The sequence below is a fragment of the Kribbella sp. NPDC050241 genome (assembly GCF_044459685.1).
GTDB lineage: Bacteria > Actinomycetota > Actinomycetes > Propionibacteriales > Kribbellaceae > Kribbella.
In genome coordinates this window covers 351,703-371,891 of sequence record NZ_JBITJE010000001.1, presented here as the reverse complement: position 1 = coordinate 371,891, position 20,189 = coordinate 351,703, and the positions used below count along the sequence as shown (strand labels likewise).

21 protein-coding genes are annotated in these 20,189 nt (G+C 69.0%); 13 read left to right on the top strand and 8 right to left on the bottom strand.

The features are described 5' to 3' along the window. The first annotated feature begins 23 nt into the window (after positions 1-23). On the top strand, positions 24-581 hold the full coding sequence (locus ACIBG5_RS01675; protein ID WP_396389507.1) for a DM13 domain-containing protein: 558 nt from the start codon (positions 24-26) through the stop codon (positions 579-581). A 33-nt stretch (positions 582-614) separates the two neighbouring features. Further along, on the top strand, positions 615-1,085 hold the full coding sequence (locus ACIBG5_RS01670) for a YbaK/EbsC family protein (protein ID WP_360449514.1): 471 nt from the start codon (positions 615-617) through the stop codon (positions 1,083-1,085). Here the strand turns inward: ACIBG5_RS01670 and ACIBG5_RS01665 are convergent. Both ACIBG5_RS01665 and ACIBG5_RS01660 read right to left on the bottom strand, forming a co-directional pair. Beyond that, positions 1,078-1,809 (bottom strand): hypothetical protein, encoded by a 732-nt coding sequence (locus ACIBG5_RS01665; RefSeq protein WP_396389506.1) that lies wholly within the window; start codon positions 1,807-1,809, stop codon positions 1,078-1,080. The two genes, ACIBG5_RS01670 and ACIBG5_RS01665, sit on opposite strands and share 8 nt — an antisense overlap. Before the next feature lie 10 nt (positions 1,810-1,819). Further along, positions 1,820-3,757 carry an N-acetylmuramoyl-L-alanine amidase gene (locus ACIBG5_RS01660; RefSeq protein WP_396389505.1) on the bottom strand — a complete coding sequence of 646 codons (1,938 nt, stop codon included), beginning with the start codon at positions 3,755-3,757 and terminating at the stop codon, positions 1,820-1,822. 175 nt (positions 3,758-3,932) lie between these two features. Here ACIBG5_RS01660 and ACIBG5_RS01655 point away from each other — a divergent pair, with 175 nt between their 5' ends. The 3 genes from ACIBG5_RS01655 to ACIBG5_RS01645 all read left to right on the top strand — a co-directional run bounded on the left by ACIBG5_RS01655 (position 3,933) and on the right by ACIBG5_RS01645 (position 8,157). Beyond that, entirely contained in the window at positions 3,933-4,544 is a 612-nt protein-coding gene (locus ACIBG5_RS01655) for a DUF4126 domain-containing protein (RefSeq protein ID WP_396389504.1), read from the top strand. Further along, positions 4,544-5,851 (top strand): phytoene desaturase family protein, encoded by a 1,308-nt coding sequence (locus ACIBG5_RS01650; protein ID WP_396389503.1) that lies wholly within the window; start codon positions 4,544-4,546, stop codon positions 5,849-5,851. The genes ACIBG5_RS01655 and ACIBG5_RS01650 overlap by 1 nt, the downstream gene beginning before the upstream one ends. A 92-nt stretch (positions 5,852-5,943) precedes the next feature. After that, complete coding sequence (locus ACIBG5_RS01645; protein WP_396389502.1) at positions 5,944-8,157, top strand: HelD family protein; 2,214 nt, start codon at positions 5,944-5,946, stop codon at positions 8,155-8,157. Between the two features lie 21 nt (positions 8,158-8,178). On the opposite strand, the gene ACIBG5_RS01640 is transcribed toward ACIBG5_RS01645, so the two are convergent. Both ACIBG5_RS01640 and metF read right to left on the bottom strand, forming a co-directional pair. Then, positions 8,179-8,709, bottom strand: a complete 531-nt coding sequence (locus ACIBG5_RS01640; RefSeq protein ID WP_396389501.1) for a SixA phosphatase family protein — start codon at positions 8,707-8,709, stop codon at positions 8,179-8,181. Positions 8,710-8,737: 28 nt separating this feature from the next. Then, the gene (metF, locus tag ACIBG5_RS01635; protein ID WP_131351343.1) at positions 8,738-9,655 is read right to left on the bottom strand and encodes a methylenetetrahydrofolate reductase [NAD(P)H]; all 918 of its coding nucleotides are present in this window, start codon (positions 9,653-9,655) and stop codon (positions 8,738-8,740) included. Between the two features lie 56 nt (positions 9,656-9,711). Here metF and ACIBG5_RS01630 point away from each other — a divergent pair, with 56 nt between their 5' ends. Beyond that, positions 9,712-10,782, top strand: a complete 1,071-nt coding sequence (locus tag ACIBG5_RS01630; RefSeq protein ID WP_396389500.1) for a polyprenyl synthetase family protein — start codon at positions 9,712-9,714, stop codon at positions 10,780-10,782. A gap of 159 nt (positions 10,783-10,941) precedes the next feature. Here ACIBG5_RS01630 and ACIBG5_RS01625 read toward each other — a convergent pair whose 3' ends face one another. Then, positions 10,942-11,355: a helix-turn-helix domain-containing protein gene (locus ACIBG5_RS01625; protein ID WP_393383798.1), complete on the bottom strand. Its 414-nt coding sequence runs from the start codon at positions 11,353-11,355 to the stop codon at positions 10,942-10,944. 96 nt (positions 11,356-11,451) lie between these two features. On the opposite strand from ACIBG5_RS01625, the gene ACIBG5_RS01620 reads away from it, so the two are divergent. Both ACIBG5_RS01620 and ACIBG5_RS01615 read left to right on the top strand, forming a co-directional pair. Then, positions 11,452-12,264 (top strand): alpha/beta fold hydrolase, encoded by an 813-nt coding sequence (locus ACIBG5_RS01620; RefSeq protein WP_396389499.1) that lies wholly within the window; start codon positions 11,452-11,454, stop codon positions 12,262-12,264. Beyond that, positions 12,249-12,602: a DUF4180 domain-containing protein gene (locus tag ACIBG5_RS01615; RefSeq protein WP_396389498.1), complete on the top strand. Its 354-nt coding sequence runs from the start codon at positions 12,249-12,251 to the stop codon at positions 12,600-12,602. Before ACIBG5_RS01620 ends, ACIBG5_RS01615 begins: the two co-directional genes overlap by 16 nt. On the opposite strand, the gene ACIBG5_RS01610 is transcribed toward ACIBG5_RS01615, so the two are convergent. The 3 genes from ACIBG5_RS01610 to thiE are packed head-to-tail and all read right to left on the bottom strand — an operon-like array spanning position 12,588 to position 14,100. Continuing rightward, on the bottom strand, positions 12,588-13,022 hold the full coding sequence (locus tag ACIBG5_RS01610; protein WP_396389497.1) for a barstar family protein: 435 nt from the start codon (positions 13,020-13,022) through the stop codon (positions 12,588-12,590). The genes ACIBG5_RS01615 and ACIBG5_RS01610 overlap by 15 nt on opposite strands. Then, on the bottom strand, positions 13,019-13,456 hold the full coding sequence (locus ACIBG5_RS01605) for a ribonuclease domain-containing protein (protein ID WP_396389496.1): 438 nt from the start codon (positions 13,454-13,456) through the stop codon (positions 13,019-13,021). The genes ACIBG5_RS01610 and ACIBG5_RS01605 overlap by 4 nt, the downstream gene beginning before the upstream one ends. After that, positions 13,453-14,100 (bottom strand): thiamine phosphate synthase, encoded by a 648-nt coding sequence (thiE, locus tag ACIBG5_RS01600; protein WP_396389495.1) that lies wholly within the window; start codon positions 14,098-14,100, stop codon positions 13,453-13,455. The genes ACIBG5_RS01605 and thiE overlap by 4 nt, the downstream gene beginning before the upstream one ends. Before the next feature lie 43 nt (positions 14,101-14,143). Between thiE and thiO the strand changes: the two genes are divergently transcribed. The 5 genes from thiO (at position 14,144) to ACIBG5_RS01575 (ending at position 20,185) form a co-directional block, all read left to right on the top strand. Then, positions 14,144-15,301 (top strand): glycine oxidase ThiO, encoded by a 1,158-nt coding sequence (gene thiO, locus ACIBG5_RS01595; protein WP_396389494.1) that lies wholly within the window; start codon positions 14,144-14,146, stop codon positions 15,299-15,301. Positions 15,302-15,305: 4 nt separating this feature from the next. Then, positions 15,306-16,079, top strand: a complete 774-nt coding sequence (locus ACIBG5_RS01590; protein ID WP_396389493.1) for a thiazole synthase — start codon at positions 15,306-15,308, stop codon at positions 16,077-16,079. Between the two features lie 177 nt (positions 16,080-16,256). Beyond that, positions 16,257-17,225, top strand: a complete 969-nt coding sequence (locus ACIBG5_RS01585) for a LysM peptidoglycan-binding domain-containing protein (RefSeq protein ID WP_396389492.1) — start codon at positions 16,257-16,259, stop codon at positions 17,223-17,225. A 73-nt stretch (positions 17,226-17,298) separates the two neighbouring features. Next, positions 17,299-19,260: a Stk1 family PASTA domain-containing Ser/Thr kinase gene (gene pknB, locus ACIBG5_RS01580; RefSeq protein ID WP_396389491.1), complete on the top strand. Its 1,962-nt coding sequence runs from the start codon at positions 17,299-17,301 to the stop codon at positions 19,258-19,260. A 43-nt stretch (positions 19,261-19,303) separates the two neighbouring features. Then, entirely contained in the window at positions 19,304-20,185 is an 882-nt protein-coding gene (locus ACIBG5_RS01575; protein ID WP_396389490.1) for a DMT family transporter, read from the top strand. Positions 20,186-20,189 lie beyond the last annotated feature (4 nt).

The following is a 20,189-nucleotide window of genomic DNA, read 5'->3' as shown; positions in this document are numbered from 1 at the left end:
AGGCGTTGACGAAGGGACGGACCGTGAAGAAGCGGGCAGCACTGGTCACCGCGGCGGCCGTTGCCGTCGTGGTCGCGGCAGTCGCGCTGCCGCTCTTCCAGCCGTGGCGGCTCTTCACCGACACGGTCGTCGACGAGGCGCTACCCGGCGCTGTTCCGATCTCCACACAGACATCGTCGACGACGCCACCGACAGTTTCCGTCGCACCGAAGCAGGTCCCGCGCACCACCGAGGTTCTGCTGACCGGGAAGCTGATCACGCACGAACACGAGACGTCCGGCACAGTCGCCGTACTCCGGCTGTCCGACGGCAGCCGGGTGCTGAGGATCGAGAACCTCGACACCTCGGACGGTCCCGACCTGAAAGTGTGGTTGAGCGATGCGAACGTCGTTCCGGGCCGGGCCGGATGGCACTTGTTCGACGACGGGCGCTACCGCAGTCTGGGCAGCCTGAAGGGCAACCACGGCAACCAGAACTACCCGGTCCCGGCCGGCGTGACACTCGGCGACTTCCGCAGCGTGGCCATCTGGTGCGACCGCTTCAACGTGTCCTTCGGAGCAGCCGAACTGAAACCGGCGTGACCCGCGTCAAGCCGGCCGCATAAGGTGCCGAAGGTGAGCAGTCATCCCAATGTGCAGAAGGTGGCCGATGCCTTGAAGGCGGCCGGTGCCACCGGTGAGATCGTGATCCTGGACGAGGCGGTGCCGACGGCGGCGGCCGCTGCCGCCGAGCTCGGATGCGAGGTCGGCGCGATCGCGAACAGCCTGATCTTCGACGGCGACGGCGTACCGGTGCTGATCCTGACCTCGGGCGCGCACCGGGTCGACACCGCCAAGGTCGCCGCCGAGCTCGGCATCGGCAAGCTCCGCCGCGCCACACCGGAGTTCGTCAAGGAGCACACCGGCCAGTCGATCGGCGGTGTCGCCCCTGTCGGCCACCCGCATCAGGTCCCCACCTACGTCGACGCCGCCCTCGAGCAGTACGACGTCATCTGGGCCGCTGCCGGCATCCCCCACTCGGTCTTCCCGACCACGTACGCCGAACTCGTCTCCATCGCCAACGGAACCCCGATCACCGTCAACTGAGGACGGCGGGGATCGCGGTCTGGACGAAGCGGCGCGTCAGGACTGCGCGGCGGTGTCGCCACCACGGCGTCGCGCGGCGGCGGGAGCCGTAGCGGCCGCGGGTGATGTCCGCGACGACGGCCGCGGGCGCGCCCAACGATGGCAGGACGTCGAGGGCGGCCCGCTTGGTGATCAGGTCCCCCGTCGTCAGCGTGGCGTGCGCGCGGGCGATGGTGAGCAGGCTGAGATCGACCCAGACGTCCATGTACCAGTTCGTCCACCGGCCCACGGCGGGCAGCCAGAACTCCCGCAGGTCACGGCGGATGAAGGCGAACAACTCCTCGTCACTGGTGGCCGGTAGCAACGAGGACGGCGGCGGGCCGAAGAGCGAGACGTTGCTCAGGGCAAGCTCCCGCCGCGTCACCGGGGTCACCGGCCGGGTGAAGTAGCGCCCCTGGGCGAACGTCGCATGGCGGATCGAGACGTCGGTCAGTTGGTCGCGGACCATGTACGAGCAATGGAGCTTGGCGGCCAGCGGGGACGTGTCGATCAGCCGGCGATGCACGTTCTCGATCGCAGCAGGCGGTGGCGTGGAGACGACCGCGACGACGTCGAGATCGCTGCGGCCGAGTTGGTAGTCGCCCAGGGCCAGCGAACCGTGCAGCCAGATCGCCTCGACCGCGGCGACCTGACGCACCGACGCGACGAAGCCGTCCAGCAGTTGCTGGACGGCTTCGTCATGCACAACAGGCAAGCTAGACGGCCGGACTGATGTCCACGTCGGCGGCCCGGACGTAAGCCATCCGGTGGCCGAACCAGATCTGGTAGTAGCGGTCCGTGCCGAGCACCTGCACGTGGTCGGTCGGAGGCTGACCGGCGAAGGTGACGGCGCGGTAGTAGTCGGTCTCGATGTTGAGGTCACTGACCGGATAGGCCTGGCCGGCACCGATCGAGTACTGCAGCGGCGTGACGGTCTGGTACGGAATACCCGCCGGGTACGCCGCCTGTTCGGGGTACGCACGCCCGTAGACCGGCACCGAGGCCTTGCCCGCCTTCGGCTTCACCACGAGACCCGGCTTGGCGAACGCGTCCGGAGCCGACGCCGGGCTCTTGAACCAGCCCAGTGCGCCCAGGTACCAGACGGCCACCCAGTCGCCCTGCCGCTGCGCCACGACGTACTGCGAACCGGCGGTGGCACGGGCGCCGATGTCGGACACCTGTGTGGTACTGGCGGTCGCGCCCGGACGCAGTCCCACGTCCTTGACCAGCGGAGCGGAGTCGTCCGGCGACTGACGCAGGTAGACAAAGTTGGTGCCCTGCGGGTCGCAGGTGGTCCCGGCTCCCGTGCAGTCGGTCACGACCTGGACGTTGTTCTCGAAGCCCGGCTTGATGGTGACGATCGAGCCGGCCTTCACCGGGAAGACCTTGTTCCCGTAGATCGGGGCGCCGAGCAGGTCGAAGTAGTGCTCCCAGTCGAAGTACGGTCCCGGATCCCAGTGCATGCCGGCCACCGTGCTCGGAATCGTGCCTGGCACCTGGTCGTGGCCGATGATGTGGGCGCGGTCGACCGGGATGTTGTTCTTGGCGGTGAGGTAGCTGACCAGCTTGGCCGAGTTGCGGTACATCGCCTCGGTGAACCAGGTGGCACCCTGCGGGGCGAAGCCCTCGTGCTCGATGCCGATGCTGTGCATGTTCACGTACCAGTTGCCGGCGTGCCAGGCGACGTCGTTCGCCTTGACGTGCTGCCAGGTGTGGCCATCGGACGAGCGCATCGTGTACTGCCAGCTCACGTACGTCGGGTCCTGCACCAGGTTCAGCGTGGTCTGCCAGCTGCCCTCGGTGTCGTGGATGACGATGTAGTCGATCTTGCCGGTCTTCGGCCGGTTCGCCAGGTCGTGGTTGCCGTAGTCACCGGCCCCGGTGCCGTACTGGGAGTACGGCGCGGGCAGCCATTCACACCCGAGGGTCGGAGGGCACTCGACGCCGCTGTTCGCGGGCTTCGTCCCCGCGGGCAGCGCCAGCTTGGCGGCCTGGGCCTTGTCCGGGGTCACTGCGACCGGAGCCATCGTGATCTGCTGTCCGGTGTTCGTCGTCCGGGCCGCACCGCGGGCCATGATCGAGTAGACGTCGTCGGCGAAGCCGGAGGCGGCCACGCGGTCGCCGGCCTCCGCATACGACGCCACTGCGCCGTACCACTGGGCCGGAGAGGTGCTCGCACCGACCGGGAGGCCCAGAGAGCGCTGGTACGACGCCAGCAGCGCGGCGCCACCGTTGATGTTGGCAGTGGTGTCGTTCCTGAGGGCGGCCGGGTCCAGCCCGGTCAGCTCGGACGCCTTGTCGAGGGTCCGCAGCGACGAAGCGCTGGCGATCTTGCGCTTGCCGGACAGGTCGGCCACTTCGCTGGGGTCGACGGCGGTCAGGTGCATCGGGCCGTAACCGCCCGACGTGCTGGGGGCACCCAGATGGTCGTCCCACCGCGACTCGGCGTACGACACGGCGAGTAGGACCGACTCGGGTACGCCGTACTTCGCGGCGGCAGCGCTGAACGCGGAGGCCGCAGTGGCGGAGGCGGTCGCGGCGGATGGCCCTGGGGGCGCAGCGGCAGCGGGTGGGCCTCCGGTCGACACGCCGAGCGCGGTGATGGGCAGCGCGACCGCTGCCAGTGCGGCGAGAATCTTCGGACGACGAAGCATGTTGATCTCCTGAACCCGATGGCGGGGGATGCCGGTCACGCAGACTGGCAGCCTAGTCACTGTGGGTCGGGGCGGACCGGATGTCAACGGTTAACCAAAACTCACATCCGCAGGTTCGATACTGACGAAGCATGCCGTCTCACGGGGTGGCGACCGAGCGTTACGGAGATCGACGATGGAAGCGTTGCCGTTGGCGTTCACGACGGGATGGGCCAGTGGCATCAACGCCTATGCCTGCGTGCTGATTCTCGGTCTGCTCGGCCGCTTCGCCGGCGCCGAGGGCGTACCGACGGCCCTGACCACCACCCCGGTTCTGATCGCAGCGGGTGTTCTTTTCGCCTTCGAGTTCGTCGCCGACAAGATTCCGTACGTCGACTCGGCCTGGGACGCGATCTCGACCGTGATCCGGCCGACCATCGGCGTGATCATCGCCGCGTTGCTGTCCGGTGAGGCGAGCACCCTCCAGCAGGCCGTGATCGCGACGACCGGTGGACTCGTGGCACTACTCTCACACGCTGTGAAGTCGAGTCTGCGGCTGGCGATCAACACCTCCCCCGAGCCCGTCACCAACATCGCCGCGTCGTCCGGTGAGGACGTCGCCGTCGCCAGTGTGGTGGCGCTGGCCGCGTTCCACCCGGAGGTCGCGCTGATCATCGCCGGCGTGCTGTTGCTGCTCGGCCTGATCGGGGTGTACTTCACGTTCCGGTTCATCCGTCGTGGCTTCGCGCGCTTCAAGGCGTGGCGGGATAAACGGGTCACCCCGGTGACAGGGAGCAGTGCCGCCTGATGGCCCGCGTTGTAGTCGTCGGGGCTGGTCTGGCCGGCCTCGCCAGTGCAGTCCGGTTGGCCAAGCTCGGCCATGAGGTCACCGTGTGCGAACGCGACCAGCACCTGGGCGGCGTACTGGGTCGCGTCGAGGCGGACGGGTTCAGCTGGGACGCAGGAGCAGCCAGTACGACGCTCCCAGCGGCGCTGCGCGACCTCTTCCGCAAGAGCGGCCGCCCGATCGAGAGTCTGGTCCAACTCGAGCCGATCAAGGAGCCGCGGCGGCACATGTTCGGCGACGGATCGGTGCTGGACCTGCCGATCGGTGACCGCGGTGCGCAGGCGGAGGCATGGACCGGTCTGGCCGACCAGAAGACCGCCAAGCAATGGACCGCTCTGGTCGACGGCTACGGCGAGACCTGGCAGATCCTGCGCAAGACCTCACTCGAACCACCACTGCACGACAAGCTGTCGCTGCGTGCAGTCCGGTCGCTCAAGCCCTGGCAGTCGCTGGAGAAGGTGGCGAACCGCGAGCTGGGTGACGACCGGGCCCGCGCGGTACTGCGGCACTTCGCAGCGCAAGGCGGATCGGACGCCAAGCTCACCCCCGGGTACGTCGGGGTGTGGTCCTACCTGGAGCGCACGTTCGGCCGCTGGACGATCGAGGGCGGCTTCGGTGCGCTCGCGGACGCGCTGGCCCAGCGTGCGAGCGAACGGAAGATCAACGTACGCACCGGCGCCGAGGTGGTTGCAGTCTCCACGGCCGACGGCAGTGTGACCGGCGTACGACTGGCCGATGCGACCGAGCTGCCCGCCGACATCGTGGTCAGCGACATCGACCCGCGTCAGCTCTACACCGAGCTCCTGGACGACCCGGCGGCCAAGAAGGTCCGCAAGAAGGTGCTGGCGACGCACCAGGCCCAGGCGGCGTACGTCGTACATCTCGGGCTGCAGGAGCCCGTGCCGAGCCTGCCGTTCGAGACGGTGCTGCACGGTACGCCGACAGTGGTCGTCCGAACAGGCGGACAGGCACCGGCAGGCCACCAGGCGTGGTCAGTCCTGGTGCACGGCTACCCGACGGACGACGTACTCGACCTGCTCGTGGCCCGTGGGCTGCACATCCGGGACAAGGTGGTGTCCCGTCAGACGTCACCGTCCTGGTGGGCCGGGGTGGCCTGGGAGGGGTACAAAACGGCCCGGCGCCGGGCGTCGAACGTCTCCCCCGTGAAGGGCCTGTACTGCGTCGGTGCGGGCGCTCACCCGGGCTCCGGTGTGCCCGCCACCACACTCGGCGCCGCCATCGTGGCCGATGCCATCGGTAAGGCCTGAGACCGGGTGGGGTTCGGTCACCGGACCCACGTAGGATTGATCGTTCATGTGTTCCGTGTCGGGGCAGGAGCCCGGCAGTAGAGAGGACCTCGGTGGATCAATCCCCTACGTCGGCCGATCACGAGAACGTCGAGCGGGCCGAGCTGGCGGCGGAGCAGCACCACGTCGACCGGGTGTACGACCGGGTCGCGGAGGCGGCTCGATCGGCGTCGCGCATCGCGGTCGAAGGGCACCAACGCGGGCAGGCGCAGAACGTCGGCCGGGTCCGCGACGAGGAGCAGACCGGTCTGTACGAGCGCGATGTGCTGGTCTTCGCCGCCGCCCGCCGGATCGCCGAACTGGACGCGGAGCACGAGGGCCTGGTCTTCGGCCGGCTCGACTCCGACCAGGGCGACGACGAGCCGGCCGCAGGCGCCGCGGCGGATCTGGAGAGGCTGTACGTCGGCCGCCTCGGTGTCCGTGACGTCGAGTACGAGCCGCTGGTGATCGACTGGCGCGCGCCGGCCGCGGAGCCGTTCTACCGCGCCACCTCGACCGATCGGCTGAAGGTGGTCCGGCGGCGGGTCCTGCGCAACAAGGGCGCCCGCATCGTCGGTCTCGAGGACGATCTGCTCGCCCCGGAGCGCGCTCCTGAGGACCTGCCGGTGATGGGCGAGGGCGCACTGATGGCGTCGCTGTCGCGCGCTCGCGGTCACACGATGCGCGACATCGTCGCCACCATCCAGGCCGAGCAGGACGAGGCGATCCGGGCGCCGGCTCGTGGCGTCACCGTGATCGGCGGCGGACCGGGGACCGGCAAGACCGTGGTCGCTCTGCATCGGGCGGCGTACCTGCTGTACAGCGACCGCCGGCGCTTCGAGCGGGGCGGCGTACTGGTCGTCGGGCCGTCGGCCGCGTTCATGGCCTACATCGAGCGCGTGCTGCCGAGCCTCGGTGAGAACACGGTCTCCCTGCGGGCGGTCGGCGAGCTGGTCGACGGCGTCAAGGCCACCGCGGTCGACGAGGCGGAGGTTGCCGCGATCAAGGGTTCGCTCCGGATGAGCGCACTGCTGTCACGGGCCGCTCGCGACCGCGTGCCGACGGCGCCCGCGACGTTGCGCGTCTTCCTCGGCGGCGCCACGATCGAGCTGGACGCCAACCAGCTGGACAACGTACGTCGGAACGCCCTGCGCCGTACGCCACGCAACCGGGCGGGCACCGAAGCCCGCAAGGCTCTGGTCGGCGCGCTGTGGCAGCGGTTCCCGGAGGATCTGCGGACCGGCGTGTACGCCGACCGTGAGGCGTTCGGCGACCGGGTGACCGACACACCGGCGTTCCGGTCGTTCTTCAGCCAGTGGTGGCCGGTGCTGACGCCGGAGGCGGTACTGCGGTGGTTCGGTGACCCGCGGCGGTTGCAGCGGTGGGCCCGCAACGACCTGACGCCGGCCGAGGTCGACGCGCTCGCCAGAGCGATCCGCGGCACCGACGAGTTCACCATCGCCGACGTGGCCCTGCTGGACGAGCTGGACACGGTGCTGGGACGCGCTCCGGTCTCGGAGACGAGGGACGAGGAGTTCGACTGGCTGGAAGGCCTGTCGGACGGCGTCAACGAGGTGCTGACGACCTCGGAGCGGCGCGCCCGGGCAGCGGCGGCCAGAGAGGCCGACGAGCCGGAGGAGTACGCCCACGTGCTGGTGGACGAGGCACAGGACCTCTCCCCCATGCAGTGGCGGATGGTGACGCGGCGCGGGCCGCAGGCGAGCTGGACCATCGTCGGCGACCCGGCGCAGAGCTCGTGGCCGGACCCGGACGAGGCCCGTGCGGCGATGGACTCGATGCTGTCGCACCTGCAGCGGCACACGTTCCGGCTGTCGACCAACTACCGGAACTCGGCCGAGATCTACGCGTTCGCCGGTGAGGTGATCCGGCAGAGTCTCCCCGGCGCCGATCTGCCCAACGCGGTCCGCAGTACCGGAGTGGACCCGGAGCATCGGATCTTCGACGACGGCAAGGTCGTCGAGGCCACCGCGGACGCGGCCACCGAGCTGCTCCAACTGGTGGAAGGCACGGTCGGCGTCATCGTCACGCCGAAGCTGCGACCTGCCGTCGACGCGGTGCTGGCCGACATCGGCAATCCGCGGGTCGTTGCCGTCAGCCCCCTCGAGTCCAAGGGCCTGGAGTACGACGCCGTCGTCGTGGTCGAACCGGACCAGATCGTGCACGACACCCTCGGTGGAGTCCGCGCGCTGTACGTCGTGCTGACCCGGGCGACGCAACGGCTGATCACGATCAACAGCACCACGCACTGGCTGCCCGCCCGCGACTGAGCGCGCGTCGTACCTCGCGGGTCAGCCGCGAGGTACGACGTACGACACGAGGTCGGCCTCGTTCGCGGACAGGTCGGACCAGCGGCAGGTCAGGTGGAGGATGGTCAGGCCCGACGTCGGGTATTTCTTGGTGAGTTCGACCCGCTCCGGGCTGGTGCCGTCCAGAGCGAGCTCGTCGGCGAGCCACGGGATACCCGGTGCGTGGCCGATCATGATCGCGGTGCGGACCTCGGCCGGTACTTCGTGGATGACATCGAGGAGCTCGTCGGTGTCGGCGTTGTAGATGCGCCGGTCGTACCAGATGTCGGTGGTGGTCGCCCCGCCCTCGGCGGCGCACTGCCAGGTCTCCCGGGTGCGCTCCGACGGCGAGCACAGGACCAGTCCGGCTTCGATGCCTTGAGCAACTAGATGGCGGCCGGCCGCGCGGGCGTCGGCGCGGCCGCGGTCGGCCAGCGGACGCTGCAGGTCCGGCATGGTCTCGGGCGGGACCGCCTTGGCGTGCCGGAGCAGGACGAGGGTGCGGTCGATCAACAGATCCGACGGGTCAGCCATCGCCACAGGATACGGCCGGGTGCCGCGGTCAGGACACGACCGACGATCGCAGGTTGAGGAAGACCTGACGGGTCGCGGTCGATCGGTTCAAGGTGATGAAGTGGATGCCCGGAGCGCCGCCCGCCAGCAGCTGTTCGCACAGTTCGGTGGCGATCTCGACGCCGACCTGCCGGACCGCGGCCGGGTCGTCCTCGACCGCGAGCAGGCGGTCGGTGACAGCCGTCGGCAGCGCCATCCCGGTGAGCTCCGCCATCCGCTGGATCTGCTTGATGTTGGTGACCGGCATGACGCCCGGCAGCACCGGGATGTCGCAGCCGAGCGCGGCCGCCCGATCCACCAGCCGGAAGTAGTCGTCCGCTCCGAAGAACATCTGGGTGATCGCGTAGTCCGCACCCGCCTGTGCCTTGGCCGCCAGCACCTGCGCGTCCGCCTCCAGCGACGTAGCCTCCGGGTGCTTGTCCGGGAACGCCGCGACGCCGACGCAGAAGTCGCCGAGCGACCGGATCAGCTCGACCAGCTCGATCGCGTGGTTCATGCCCTCCGGGTGCGCGACCCAGGGCTGGTTCGGACCACCCGGTGGGTCGCCGCGCAGCGCCAGCATGTTGCGCACCCCGGACCCGGCGTACGCACCGATCACCGACCGCAGCTCGTCGCGTGAGTGCGCGACACAGGTCAAGTGGCCGAGTGGCGTCAGCGAGGTGTCCTGGGCGACCCGCTCGGTGACCCGGATCGTGCCGTCCCGGGTGGTCCCGCCGGCGCCGTACGTGATCGAGACGAAGGTCGGCCGCAGCTGCTCGATCTCCCGGATCGAGCGCCACAGCACCTCCTCGGCCTCGGGTGTCTTCGGTGGGAAGAACTCGAACGAGAAGGAACGGCCTCCGCTCGCGAGGAGCTCGCGGATCGTCGGCCGGTTGCCAGGACGCGTCGAAGCAAGACCGTTCGCCATGGCGACAGGTTACCCGCGGTGTCCACCGCGTCGTCGCACCGACTACGCTCCGAGACGTGTATGGCGATGTGGACATCCCCGCCGAGGTGCAGCGCGCGCTGACCGGTTTCCTCGACCTGCAGCAGCGGCGCCTGGAGGCGATCGGGCCGGAGCTGACCGAGCAGGTCCAGGCGGCCCGGGACGCGACCAGTGGCGGGAAGCGGTTGCGGCCGTCCTTCTGCTACTGGGGTTTCCGCGCCGCCGGTGGTGACCCGGCCCGGCCGATCCTGACGGCCGCGGCCAGTCTGGAGATGCTGCACGTCAGTGCCCTGGTCCACGACGACGTGATGGACTCCTCCGACGTACGACGAGGTGCACCGGCCGCGCACCGCCGGTTCGAGGCGTTGCAGAGGGCTCGGTCGGAGCAGTCCGGTCGTGGCGGCGACGCGGTGAGCTTTGGCATCGGTGCGGCCATCCTGCTCGGAGATCTGTGCCTGATCTGGGCTGACGAGCTCTTGCACACGTCTGGCTTCGACGCGGCCGCGCTGGCACGGGCGGAGCAGTACTTCGATGCCGTCCGGGTCGAGGTGACAGCTGGTCAGTACCTCGACCTACTCGCGCAGGCGAGCGGCGAGTCCGACATGGACCTGGCCCTGCGAGTACTGCGGTACAAGGCGGCGACGTACACGGTCGAGCGACCGCTGCACGTCGGGGCAGCGCTGGCCGGTGCGGATCAGCAGTTGATCGAGTCGTTGTCGGCGTACGGACTGCCCGTCGGCGAGGCGTTCCAGCTGCGCGACGACCTGCTCGGGGTGTTCGGCGACCCGGCACTGACCGGGAAGCCGGCCGGTGACGACCTGCGCGAGGGCAAGCGGACTGTGCTGGTCGCGTACGCGGTCGACCACGCGTCGGAAGTGCAGCTGACCGAGTTCGACCGGCTCTTCGGGCGACCGGACCTGGACGACGACGAGATCCAGTTGCTGCGCGAGATCCTGCAGGACTCTCGAGCGGTGCAGGCCTGCGAGGACCTCATCACCGAGCGGACCGAGGACGCCCTCGACGCGCTCGACCGCGCTCCCCTGGCCGACGACACCGCCCGCAAGGCTCTGGCCGACCTCGCGATCGCAGCCACCTCCCGGCAGCTCTAGTGCCCTGCGTCGGAGATCCCTTGAGCGATTGCGGTGTCCAGGTGCGTGCATCGCAAGGCGGAGAAGCGTCCTCGATGCGGAGCATCGTGGACGCTTCTCCAACGCCGCGAGGTGCGTGCCTGGGCGCCGCAAGCGCCAAGGGATCTCCGACGCAGGGCACTAGGTCATCATCTCGATCAGCCGGAGCAGCTCCGCGGTCGGAGCGAGGTCTCCAAGGATGATCACCTTCAGTACGGCGCGATCCTCGTCGTACACGGTCTCGACGCGGAGCCGGCCGATCCCGCTCTGATTGAGCGACCCGATCACATGCGTGCTGATCCGGTCCGCGGTGGCCCGGTCGACCGCGTCGATGTGCACGATGCTGGACGCTTCCACGTGCCGGGTCTGCTGGTCCACCTCCAGCGCGGCCGCGCTGGTGCCGGTGAACGCCTCCAGGTCCTCGCGGGCGATCCGGTACTGCTTGCCGATCCGGACCGCCTTCAGCCGGCCGTCGCGGACGTAGTTCCGGATCGTCCGGACGTGCAGCCCGAGTCGCTGCGCGACCTGCTCGACCGAGTACAGCTCCTGAGGCATCCGCATCCTTCGTCGTCGTGGGCACCAAGCCTAGGGCCGATTCCTTAGAATTCCCTATAAATGACTCAATAGGGACGTTTAAGGTAGTTTAGTGCCATGATTTTCACCTCCGAGGCAGGCAGACGTCTGCTGCACGAGCGCTATCGCGAGCTGCTGGCCACCTGGCCGGTGCCGAGCGATCAGCGCTTGCTGCCGACGCGTGAAGGGGAAACGTTCATCGTCAGCAGCGGACCGGTAGCTGCGCCTCCACTCGTCCTGCTGCACGGCTCGGCCAGTACGACGCTCGAGTGGATCGGTGACGTGGCGGCCTGGTCCGAGCATTTCCGGGTACACGCGGTCGATCTGCTCGGTGAGCCGGGTCTGAGCGCGCCGGTACGTCCCGCACTGAATGCGCAGGCGGACTGGCTGGACGACGTACTGGAAGGGCTCGGGATTCATGCCCCGACGCGGATGGTGGCCAGATCGCTCGGCGGGTGGTTCGCGCTCGACTACGCGGTCCGGCGGCCGGGTCGGGTGGAGAGGCTGGCGTTGCTGACACCGGCTGGGATCGGGCGGCAGAAGTCGCTGATCTTCGTCCCTGCACTGTTCCTGCAGCCGTTCGGGCGCTGGGGGACGTTGCAGACGATGCGGCTGGTCGCAGGTCCGTTGCCGTCGGGGGACGCAACGGAGTACGGACGGTTCGCACTGCAGGTGCACGAGCACTTCCGGCCCCGGCGGGTGCGGCTCCCGGTCTTCACCGACGAGCAGCTGGCGAAGCTCGACCTGCTGGTGATCGTCGGAGGGCGCGACCGGATGCTCGACGCGCAGGAGACCAAGCGGCGATTGCCGGAGCAGACGGTGGTGTTGCCGAAGGCCGGGCACATGGTGCCGGCCCAGACCGAGAGGGTGCTGGAGTGGTTGAGGAAGTAGGCGGGGTCCGGGTGTACGTCACCGACACCGAGGTGGTGGACGAGCGGGGCGCGGTGGATCTGATCTCGCAGGCGGTCTACGACCACGACGCGACGTGGGTCGCCCTGGAGGCGGACCTGCTCGGGGACGAGTTCTTCGACCTGAGGACCGGACGGGCAGGAGCGATCACGCAGAAGTTCGTCCAGTACGGCGTGGGGTTCGCAGTGCTCGGCGACCTGACGGACCGGCTCGCGAAGAGCGAGCCGTTACGGGACTGGGTGCGGGAGAGCAACTGCGGTCGGTCGGTGGTCTTCGTGCCCCAGCTGGACGAGCTCGCCGATCGGCTACAGGGCAGGTAACGAGCGGATCAGGTCCGGCGTTGCGGCGGCCGACGGCTCACGGACCAGGACGCGGAGCTGGCCCGAGTTCGTGATGTCCTCGGCGAAGATCTGGAGCGCGACGTCGATGGTGTCGTGGTCGTGCTCGAGCAGGTGGTGCAGGCCTTCCCAGAGGACGATCTCGGGCGCACCCGTGGAGTGGTCGCTCAGCGCGTCGGCCAGCGCGTCCCAGTTCCGGCCGAACCAGCGCGGCAGGTCGAACGCGGTCGCGCACTGGTCCAGGAAGCCGGCCTTGTCGGTGACATCGCTGGTGTCCAGGAGCACGAAGTCCCAGCCGGCGTCCTCGACGTCACGGCGTACCTGATCCGGCGTGTGGTCCGACTGCCAGCGGTAGACGCCGGGGCGCAACCCGTCGGTCAGTAGCGTGCGCAGGTCGGTCATCCGTCGGTGCCCCCGTCCTCCGCGATCCGCCGGAACGACTCGTAGTGGTCATCCGTGTAATAACGCTCGCCGTCGGTGCCGGTCACGACCCGGCGGGCGCCACGGTCCTTCTCCCCCGGCGTCTTCACCGTGTACTCGTGGTAGTAGCCGCGGTCGTGCTTCGGCAGGATCTTCTCGAGGTTGCCGAACACGACGCCGTCGCGGCTGTACGGGTACGGTCCGCCCGCGTCGATCACCTTCAGCGTGTCCTGCGCCTCCTTCGGGAGGTCTGCCACCGCGACGATCCGAAGACCGCTGTCCGGATCCGTGCTCGACGTGCCCGACGGCTGGGTCTTGGCCGCGGCGCAGCCGAACAACGACGCCGCCAACGTGATCACCAGCATGGCGATCAGGATCGCGGCGATGATCCGGGCGGTCTTCGGGTTGTTGATCACCCGGCACCCCGCAGCCGCCGGCTGAACTCCGCGGCCGCCGCCTCCGGGTCGTCCGCGTCGGTGATGGCGCGGACGACGACCACGCGGGTGGCGCCGGCCTCGATGACCTGGTCGAGCCGGCCGAGATCGATGCCGCCGATCGCGAACCAGGGCTTGGACTGCGGCCGGCTGGCGGCGTACGAGACGAGATCCAGACCGGCCGCCTGACGACCGGGCTTCGTCGGGGTCTCCCAGGTCGGACCGACGCAGAAGTAGTCGGATCCCTGCTCGGCCACCACGGCGTTCACCTGACTGAACGTGTGCGTCGACCGCCCGATGATCGGATCCGGTCCGGTGATGGCTCGTGCGGCGTGCACCGGCAGGTCCTGCTGGCCGAGGTGCAGTACGTCGGCCCTGGACGCGAACGCGATGTCCGCCCGGTCGTTGACCGCCAGCAGCTTGCCGTGCCGCTTGCAGGCGTCCGCGAACACTTCCAGCGCGGCCAGTTCGTCGGCCGCCTCCATCTCCTTCTGGCGGAGCTGCACGATGTCCACGCCACCGGCCAGCGCGGCGTCCAGGAACTTTCCGAGGTCGCCCTGCTTCTCGCGGGCGTCCGTGCAGAGGTAGAGGCGGGCGTCGTTCAGGCGGTCGGTGTGCTCAGTCACACCGCAAAGCCTGCCATGTCTTGCTGGACGTAGGCTTTACGGCATGCCTGAGCACACGTCCGATGTGGTGGTGGTCGGCGCCGGGCTGATCGGTCTGGCGACCGCCTGGCGCCTCGCGGCAGACGGTATGCAGGTGACGGTATGCGACCCGACCCCCGGCGCCCAGACCTCCACAGTCGCCGCCGGCATGCTCGCACCGGTCACCGAAGTCGAGTACGGCGAAGACGACCTGCTGGCCCTCAACCTCGCCGGCGTGGCCGCGTGGCCGGCGTTCGCGGCCGAGCTCGAAGAGCTGACCGGTCTGCCCGCAGGCCTCCACCAGACCGGCACGTTGTCCGTGGCATACGACGTTGATGACGCGGCAGCACTGCGCAGACTGGCCGACTACCAGCGCCGACTCGGTCTGGACGTCGAGGAGCTGTCCGGCCGCGACGCCCGCAAACGCGAGCCACTGCTCGCAGCCGGCGTCTCCGGCGGCGTGTGGGTGCCAGGCGACCACTCAGTCGACAATCGGCAGGCAGTCGCCGCCCTCCTGCGTGCAGTCGAGCTCTCCGGCGTCACCGTGATCCGCCAGCGCGTGTCCCACGTCATCACAGCAGGTACGACGGCTGTCGGCGTACAACTCGACAACGGGGACACCGTGCGGGCTGCGCACCTGATAGCTGCCACTGGGCCTTGGTCGTCGCAGCTGGAAGGCGTTCCCGATGAGCTGCGGCCGCCGGTGCGTCCGGTGAAGGGTGAAGTGCTTCGGCTGCGGGTGCCGGAGGCGTACCGCCCGGCGCTCAAGCACACGGTGCGCGCGACGGCTCGCGGCTTCTCGGTCTACCTGGTGCCGCGGCCCAACGGCGAACTTGTCGTTGGTGCGACCACCAGTGAGCTCGGCTATGACACGCGTGTGCTCGCAGGCGGCGTCTTCACGCTGCTGCGGGACGCACGGACCGTCCTCCCGATCACGGACGAACTGGAACTGGTCGAGTCCATCGCCGGGCTCCGGCCGGCCACACCGGACAACGCACCGATCCTCGGACCGTCCGGTCTGGACGGGTTGCTGTGGGCGACCGGCCACTACCGCAACGGCGTACTGCTGACCCCGATCACCGCGCAGATCATCGCCGACACGGTCCGCACCGGCGTCCTTCCAGAGCTCGGAAAGCCGTTCCTGGGCAGTAGGTTCGGCCACTCCGCCGAGCGCCTAAGGTGAGGCCATGAGCGATGACACCTTGCTGATTGCCGGACGCGAGCTCACGTCGCGGTTGGTGATGGGGACGGGCGGTGCGCCCAGTCTCGAGGTACTGGAGGAGGCTCTGGTCGCGTCCGGCACGCAGCTGACGACGGTCGCCCTGCGCCGCCTCGACCCGAATCAACAGGGCTCGGTCCTCGACGTACTGCGCAAGCACGACATCGCTGTCCTGCCGAACACGGCCGGCTGCTTCACCGCCGGCGAGGCCGTACTGACCGCGCGGCTCGCCCGGGAGGCGTTCCACACCGACCTGATCAAGCTGGAGGTGGTCGCCGACGACCACACCCTGCTCCCCGATCCGGTCGAGTTGCTCGACGCGGCCGAGCAGCTGGTGAACGACGGATTCCAGGTGCTCGCCTACACCAACGACGACCCGATCCTGGCCCGCCGGCTGGCCCAGGCCGGGTGTGCGGCGGTGATGCCGCTGGGCTCCCCGATCGGGTCCGGCCTGGGCATCCGCAACCCGCACAACATCAGCATGATCGTCGACGAGCTCGAGGTACCCGTCGTTCTCGATGCCGGGATCGGTACGGCGAGCGACGCCGCACTGGCGATGGAGCTGGGCTGTGACGCGGTACTGCTGGCAACCGCGGTCACCCGGGCCGAACACCCCGCGTTGATGGCGGCCGCGATGCGCGACGCGGTAGTTGCCGGACGCAACGCACGGCGCGCGGGCCGGATCCCGAAGCGCTACCACGCGAATCCCTCGTCACCGCTGGAAGGCCGGGCCGCGCTGTAGCGGTGCTGTAGCCCGGCGGTTGCCGTGAGCAACATCAGTTTGTGAACTACATTGATGTAGTTCAGCTTTGAATTGTAAACATTGAGTTACAGGCGTAACAAGCACCCCATTCGCCCCTGTTGTCACATCCGTACCAGCACTTACGGTCAAGAGACGCTCACACGGGGAGATGGATCGATGCGTAACGTCGTACGGATAGTGACCGGGCTTGCCGTTCCAGTGCTGGCCGCCGCGGTGATCACCGCAGGTTCGCCCGGCTTCGGGGCGTACAAGGTGAAGGACGGCGACACCCTCAGCCACATCGCCGCCCGCTACGGGACCACGGTCAAGGCCCTGGTTGCCCTGAACAATCTCCCTGGCAACGGGAACGCGATCTACGCCGGCGAGACCCTCAAGGTGCCGGGCCAGAAGGCCAGGACCGCCTCCGGCCACCCGGCCAAGCGCACGGTCGCGGGTGGCCGGGTCACCTACGTGGTGAAGCCGGGCGACACGATCACGAAGATCGCCAAGCGATTCCGGTGCTCGCAGGCCAATCTGCTGGCCGCCAACGGATTGAAGGTCAGCGACCGCATCTACGCCGGGAAACCGCTGCAGGTGCCGGTCACGATCAAGCCGAAGCCCAAGGCCAAGGCACCGGCCAAGACGAAGAACAACACCTTCGCCGGCCGCACGTACGCCGACCACATCGTCGCCCAGGCCAACCGCAACCGGGCGGCCCTGAAGAAGCGCAAGCTGCCGACCCGGACGCAGCTGCGCAGCCTGATCGTCAGCACCTCGAAGCGGTACGGCGTCGACCCTGAGCTGGCGCTCGCGGTCAGCTGGCAGGAGTCGGGCTGGAAGCAGCGGGTGGTCTCCCCCGCCAACGCCGTCGGCGCGATGCAGGTCATCCCGTCGACCGGACGGTTCGTGTCCGGCATCGTCGGGCGCAACCTGGACCTGCTCAAGCCGCAGGACAACGTCACCGCCGGTGTGGTGCTGCTGGACCGGTTGACCGGCGCCGCGAAGCTCGATATCGCGGTCGCCGGGTACTACCAGGGCCTCGGCGGGGTCACGAAGAACGGCATGTATCCGGACACGAAGCTGTATGTGAAGAACGTCCTCCGGATCAAGGCACAACTGGAACGCGGCTGGGACCCACTGCGGTGAGCCTGGCGCCGTCACGCTGAGCCCTTATCTACACTCTCTGAGCAGGACGGCTTCGAGAGGCGGCTCACCGCAAGTGACGGACGACGTGGACACGCAGGTCAGCGACCGCCTCGTCGGGCGAGTGCTCGACGGACGGTACCGCGTGGGCGCGCGTGTCGCGAAGGGCGGGATGGCCACCGTCTACCAGGCCCTCGACACGCGGCTGGACCGGACCGTCGCCCTGAAGGTGATGCACGACGGACTCGGCGACGACGCCCAGTTCGCCCGCCGGTTCGTCGCCGAGGCGCGGGCCGCCGCCCGGCTCTCGCACCCGAACGTGGTCGCCGTCTTCGACCAGGGTGACGACGACGGCACCCTGTTCCTGGCGATGGAGTACGTGCCCGGCCGCACGCTGCGGGACGTGATCCGCGAGCAGGCGCCGCTCACCCCCGCCCGGGCGCTGGATCTGCTGGCTCCGATCCTGTCCGCGCTCTCCGCCGCCCACGACGCCGGCATCGTCCACCGCGACATCAAGCCCGAGAACGTGCTGATCGCCGACAACGGCGTGGTGAAGGTCGCCGACTTCGGCCTGGCCCGGGCGGTCAGCGCGACCGGCAACACCGCGACCCAGGGCCTGCTGATGGGCACGGTGTCGTACCTGGCGCCCGAACTCGTCACCGACGGCAGTGCGGACGCCCGCTCGGACGTCTACTCCTCCGGCATCCTGCTGTACGAGATGCTCACCGGGAACAAGCCGCATTCCGGCGACACCCCGATCCAGGTCGCCTACGCGCATGTGCACGCCGATGTTCCCCCACCGTCGCTCGAGGTGCCGAGTATCCCGCCGTACGTCGATGCGCTGGTGCAGCGGGCGACGGCCCGGGACCGGGATCTGCGTCCCGCCGACGCGCGGGTGCTGAGCCGGCAGGTGCACCGGGTCCGCAGTGCGCTCGAGGACGGCCTGCCGGACGACCCGGAGCTCACCGGCGACCTCACGGTGCCGATCCAGCAGATCCGTCAGGACAGTGGGTACGACGACGGCTACACCCGCGATGTGCCGACGCTGGCGGGTGAGAACGGTCACGTCCTGCGCCACGACACGATCGTCGTACCGGTGGAGAAGGGGCGGCCGACCGGTGGCCCGGCGACCCGGGTCCAGGCGCCGCCGCCGCGCCGGGGCCGCGGACTGATCGCGCTGGTCCTGATCCTGGCCGCAGCCATCGGGATCGGTACGGCGGCCTGGTACTACGGGATCCACCGCTACACGAGCACGCCCAACCTGGTGAGCATGGTCCCGGCGGTGGCAGCCGCCGAGGCCGAGAAGGCCGGACTGCGGACCACTCTGGCCAACCAGGACTTCTCCGAGAACGTGCCCAGGGGTCAAGTGGTGTCGACCGACCCGGCCGCGGGTGACCGGATCCCGAAGAACGGCGAGATCAACCTGACCGTCTCCAAGGGCCCGGAGCGGTACCGCGTGCCCCAGCTGGCCGGACTGGAGCTGGAGGCCGCGAAGAACGCGCTGGCGCCGATCAAGCTGAACGCCGGCCAGATCGTCGAGCAGTACAACGAGACCGTGCCGACCGGGCGGGTGATCGCGTTCAGCCCGAAGTTCGACACGGTCGTCAAGCCCGGGGACGCGGTCAACTTCGTGGTCAGCAAGGGCAAGAAGCCGATCACCGTGCCGGACACGACCGGGAAGTCGTACCAGGACGCGAACAGGCAACTGCGCAAGCTCGGCCTCCTGGTCGGCCGCACCGAGCAGTACGACGAGAAGGTGCCGGAAGGCAACGTCATCAGCCAGACCCCGAACACCGGCACCCTGTTCGCCAAGGACAAGGTCCAGCTGGTGGTGTCGAAGGGCCCACCGCTGCAGGACGTTCCGGACGTCAAGCGCAAGAGTCTCGCCGACGCGCAGAAGATTCTCACCGACGCGGGCTTCATCGTGAAGGTGGAGAAGGCGCCGTTCAACCTCGGGCTGAACATCGTCGCGGCGCAGGACCCGGGCGCCGGGAAGAAGGCTCAGCCCGGCAGCACCATCGTGATCACCGTCCTCTGATCCGTTTTGCCTTCTGTGCAAGGCGTCTGATGAGATGTCCGGCGTGAACCACCCACGTCTGGCCGTGCTGGCCCTGCTCGCGGTCGCGGCGGCGTGGGGATCCACGTTCTTCCTGACCAAGGACCTGCTCACCAGGATGGACGTCGCCGACTACCTGGCGTTGCGGTTCCTGATCGCGTCCTTCGCGCTCGTGCTGGTGCACCCGCCGGCGATCTCCCGCCTGAGCCGGCTCGACCGCGGGCGGGCCGTTGCCCTCGGCATCACCTACGGCATCGCCCAGCTGGTTCAGACCGAAGGCCTGCGGCACACGTCGGCGAGCGTGTCCGGGTTCGTCACCGGCATGTACGTCGTCTTCACGCCGCTGCTGGCCGCCGTCATCCTCCGGCACAAGATCGGCCGGTGGGCCTGGGTCGCTGTGTTCCTCGCCACCGTCGGGCTCGGCGTCCTGTCGCTGCAGGGCCTCAGCCTGGGCACCGGCGAGCTGCTCACCCTCGCCTCGGCCGGTCTCTACGCCCTGCACATCATCGGGCTGGGCGCGTGGTCCACCCCGCGGAACGCCTTCGGCTTGTCGGCGCTGCAGATGATCGTCATCACGATGGTCTGTGCGATCGGCGCGCTGCCCGGCGGATTCGCAGTCCCGGCCACCGGAGGCGACTGGGTCAGGGTGATCTATATGGCCCTGGTCGCCGGCGCGCTCGCGCTGATCGTGCAGACCTGGGCACAGGCGCATCTCACCCCGACCCGGGCCGCCATCGCGATGACGATGGAGCCGGTGTTCGCGTCCGGTTTCGCGGTCCTGTTCGGGTCCGAGAGCGTGACGTGGCGCATGCTGGTAGGTGGCGCATTGGTCGTGTCAGCGATGTACTTGGTCGAACTCGCACCGCGGCGCAAGTTCGAGGCGGAAGTGCAACACCTGGCCCAGTAGGGGG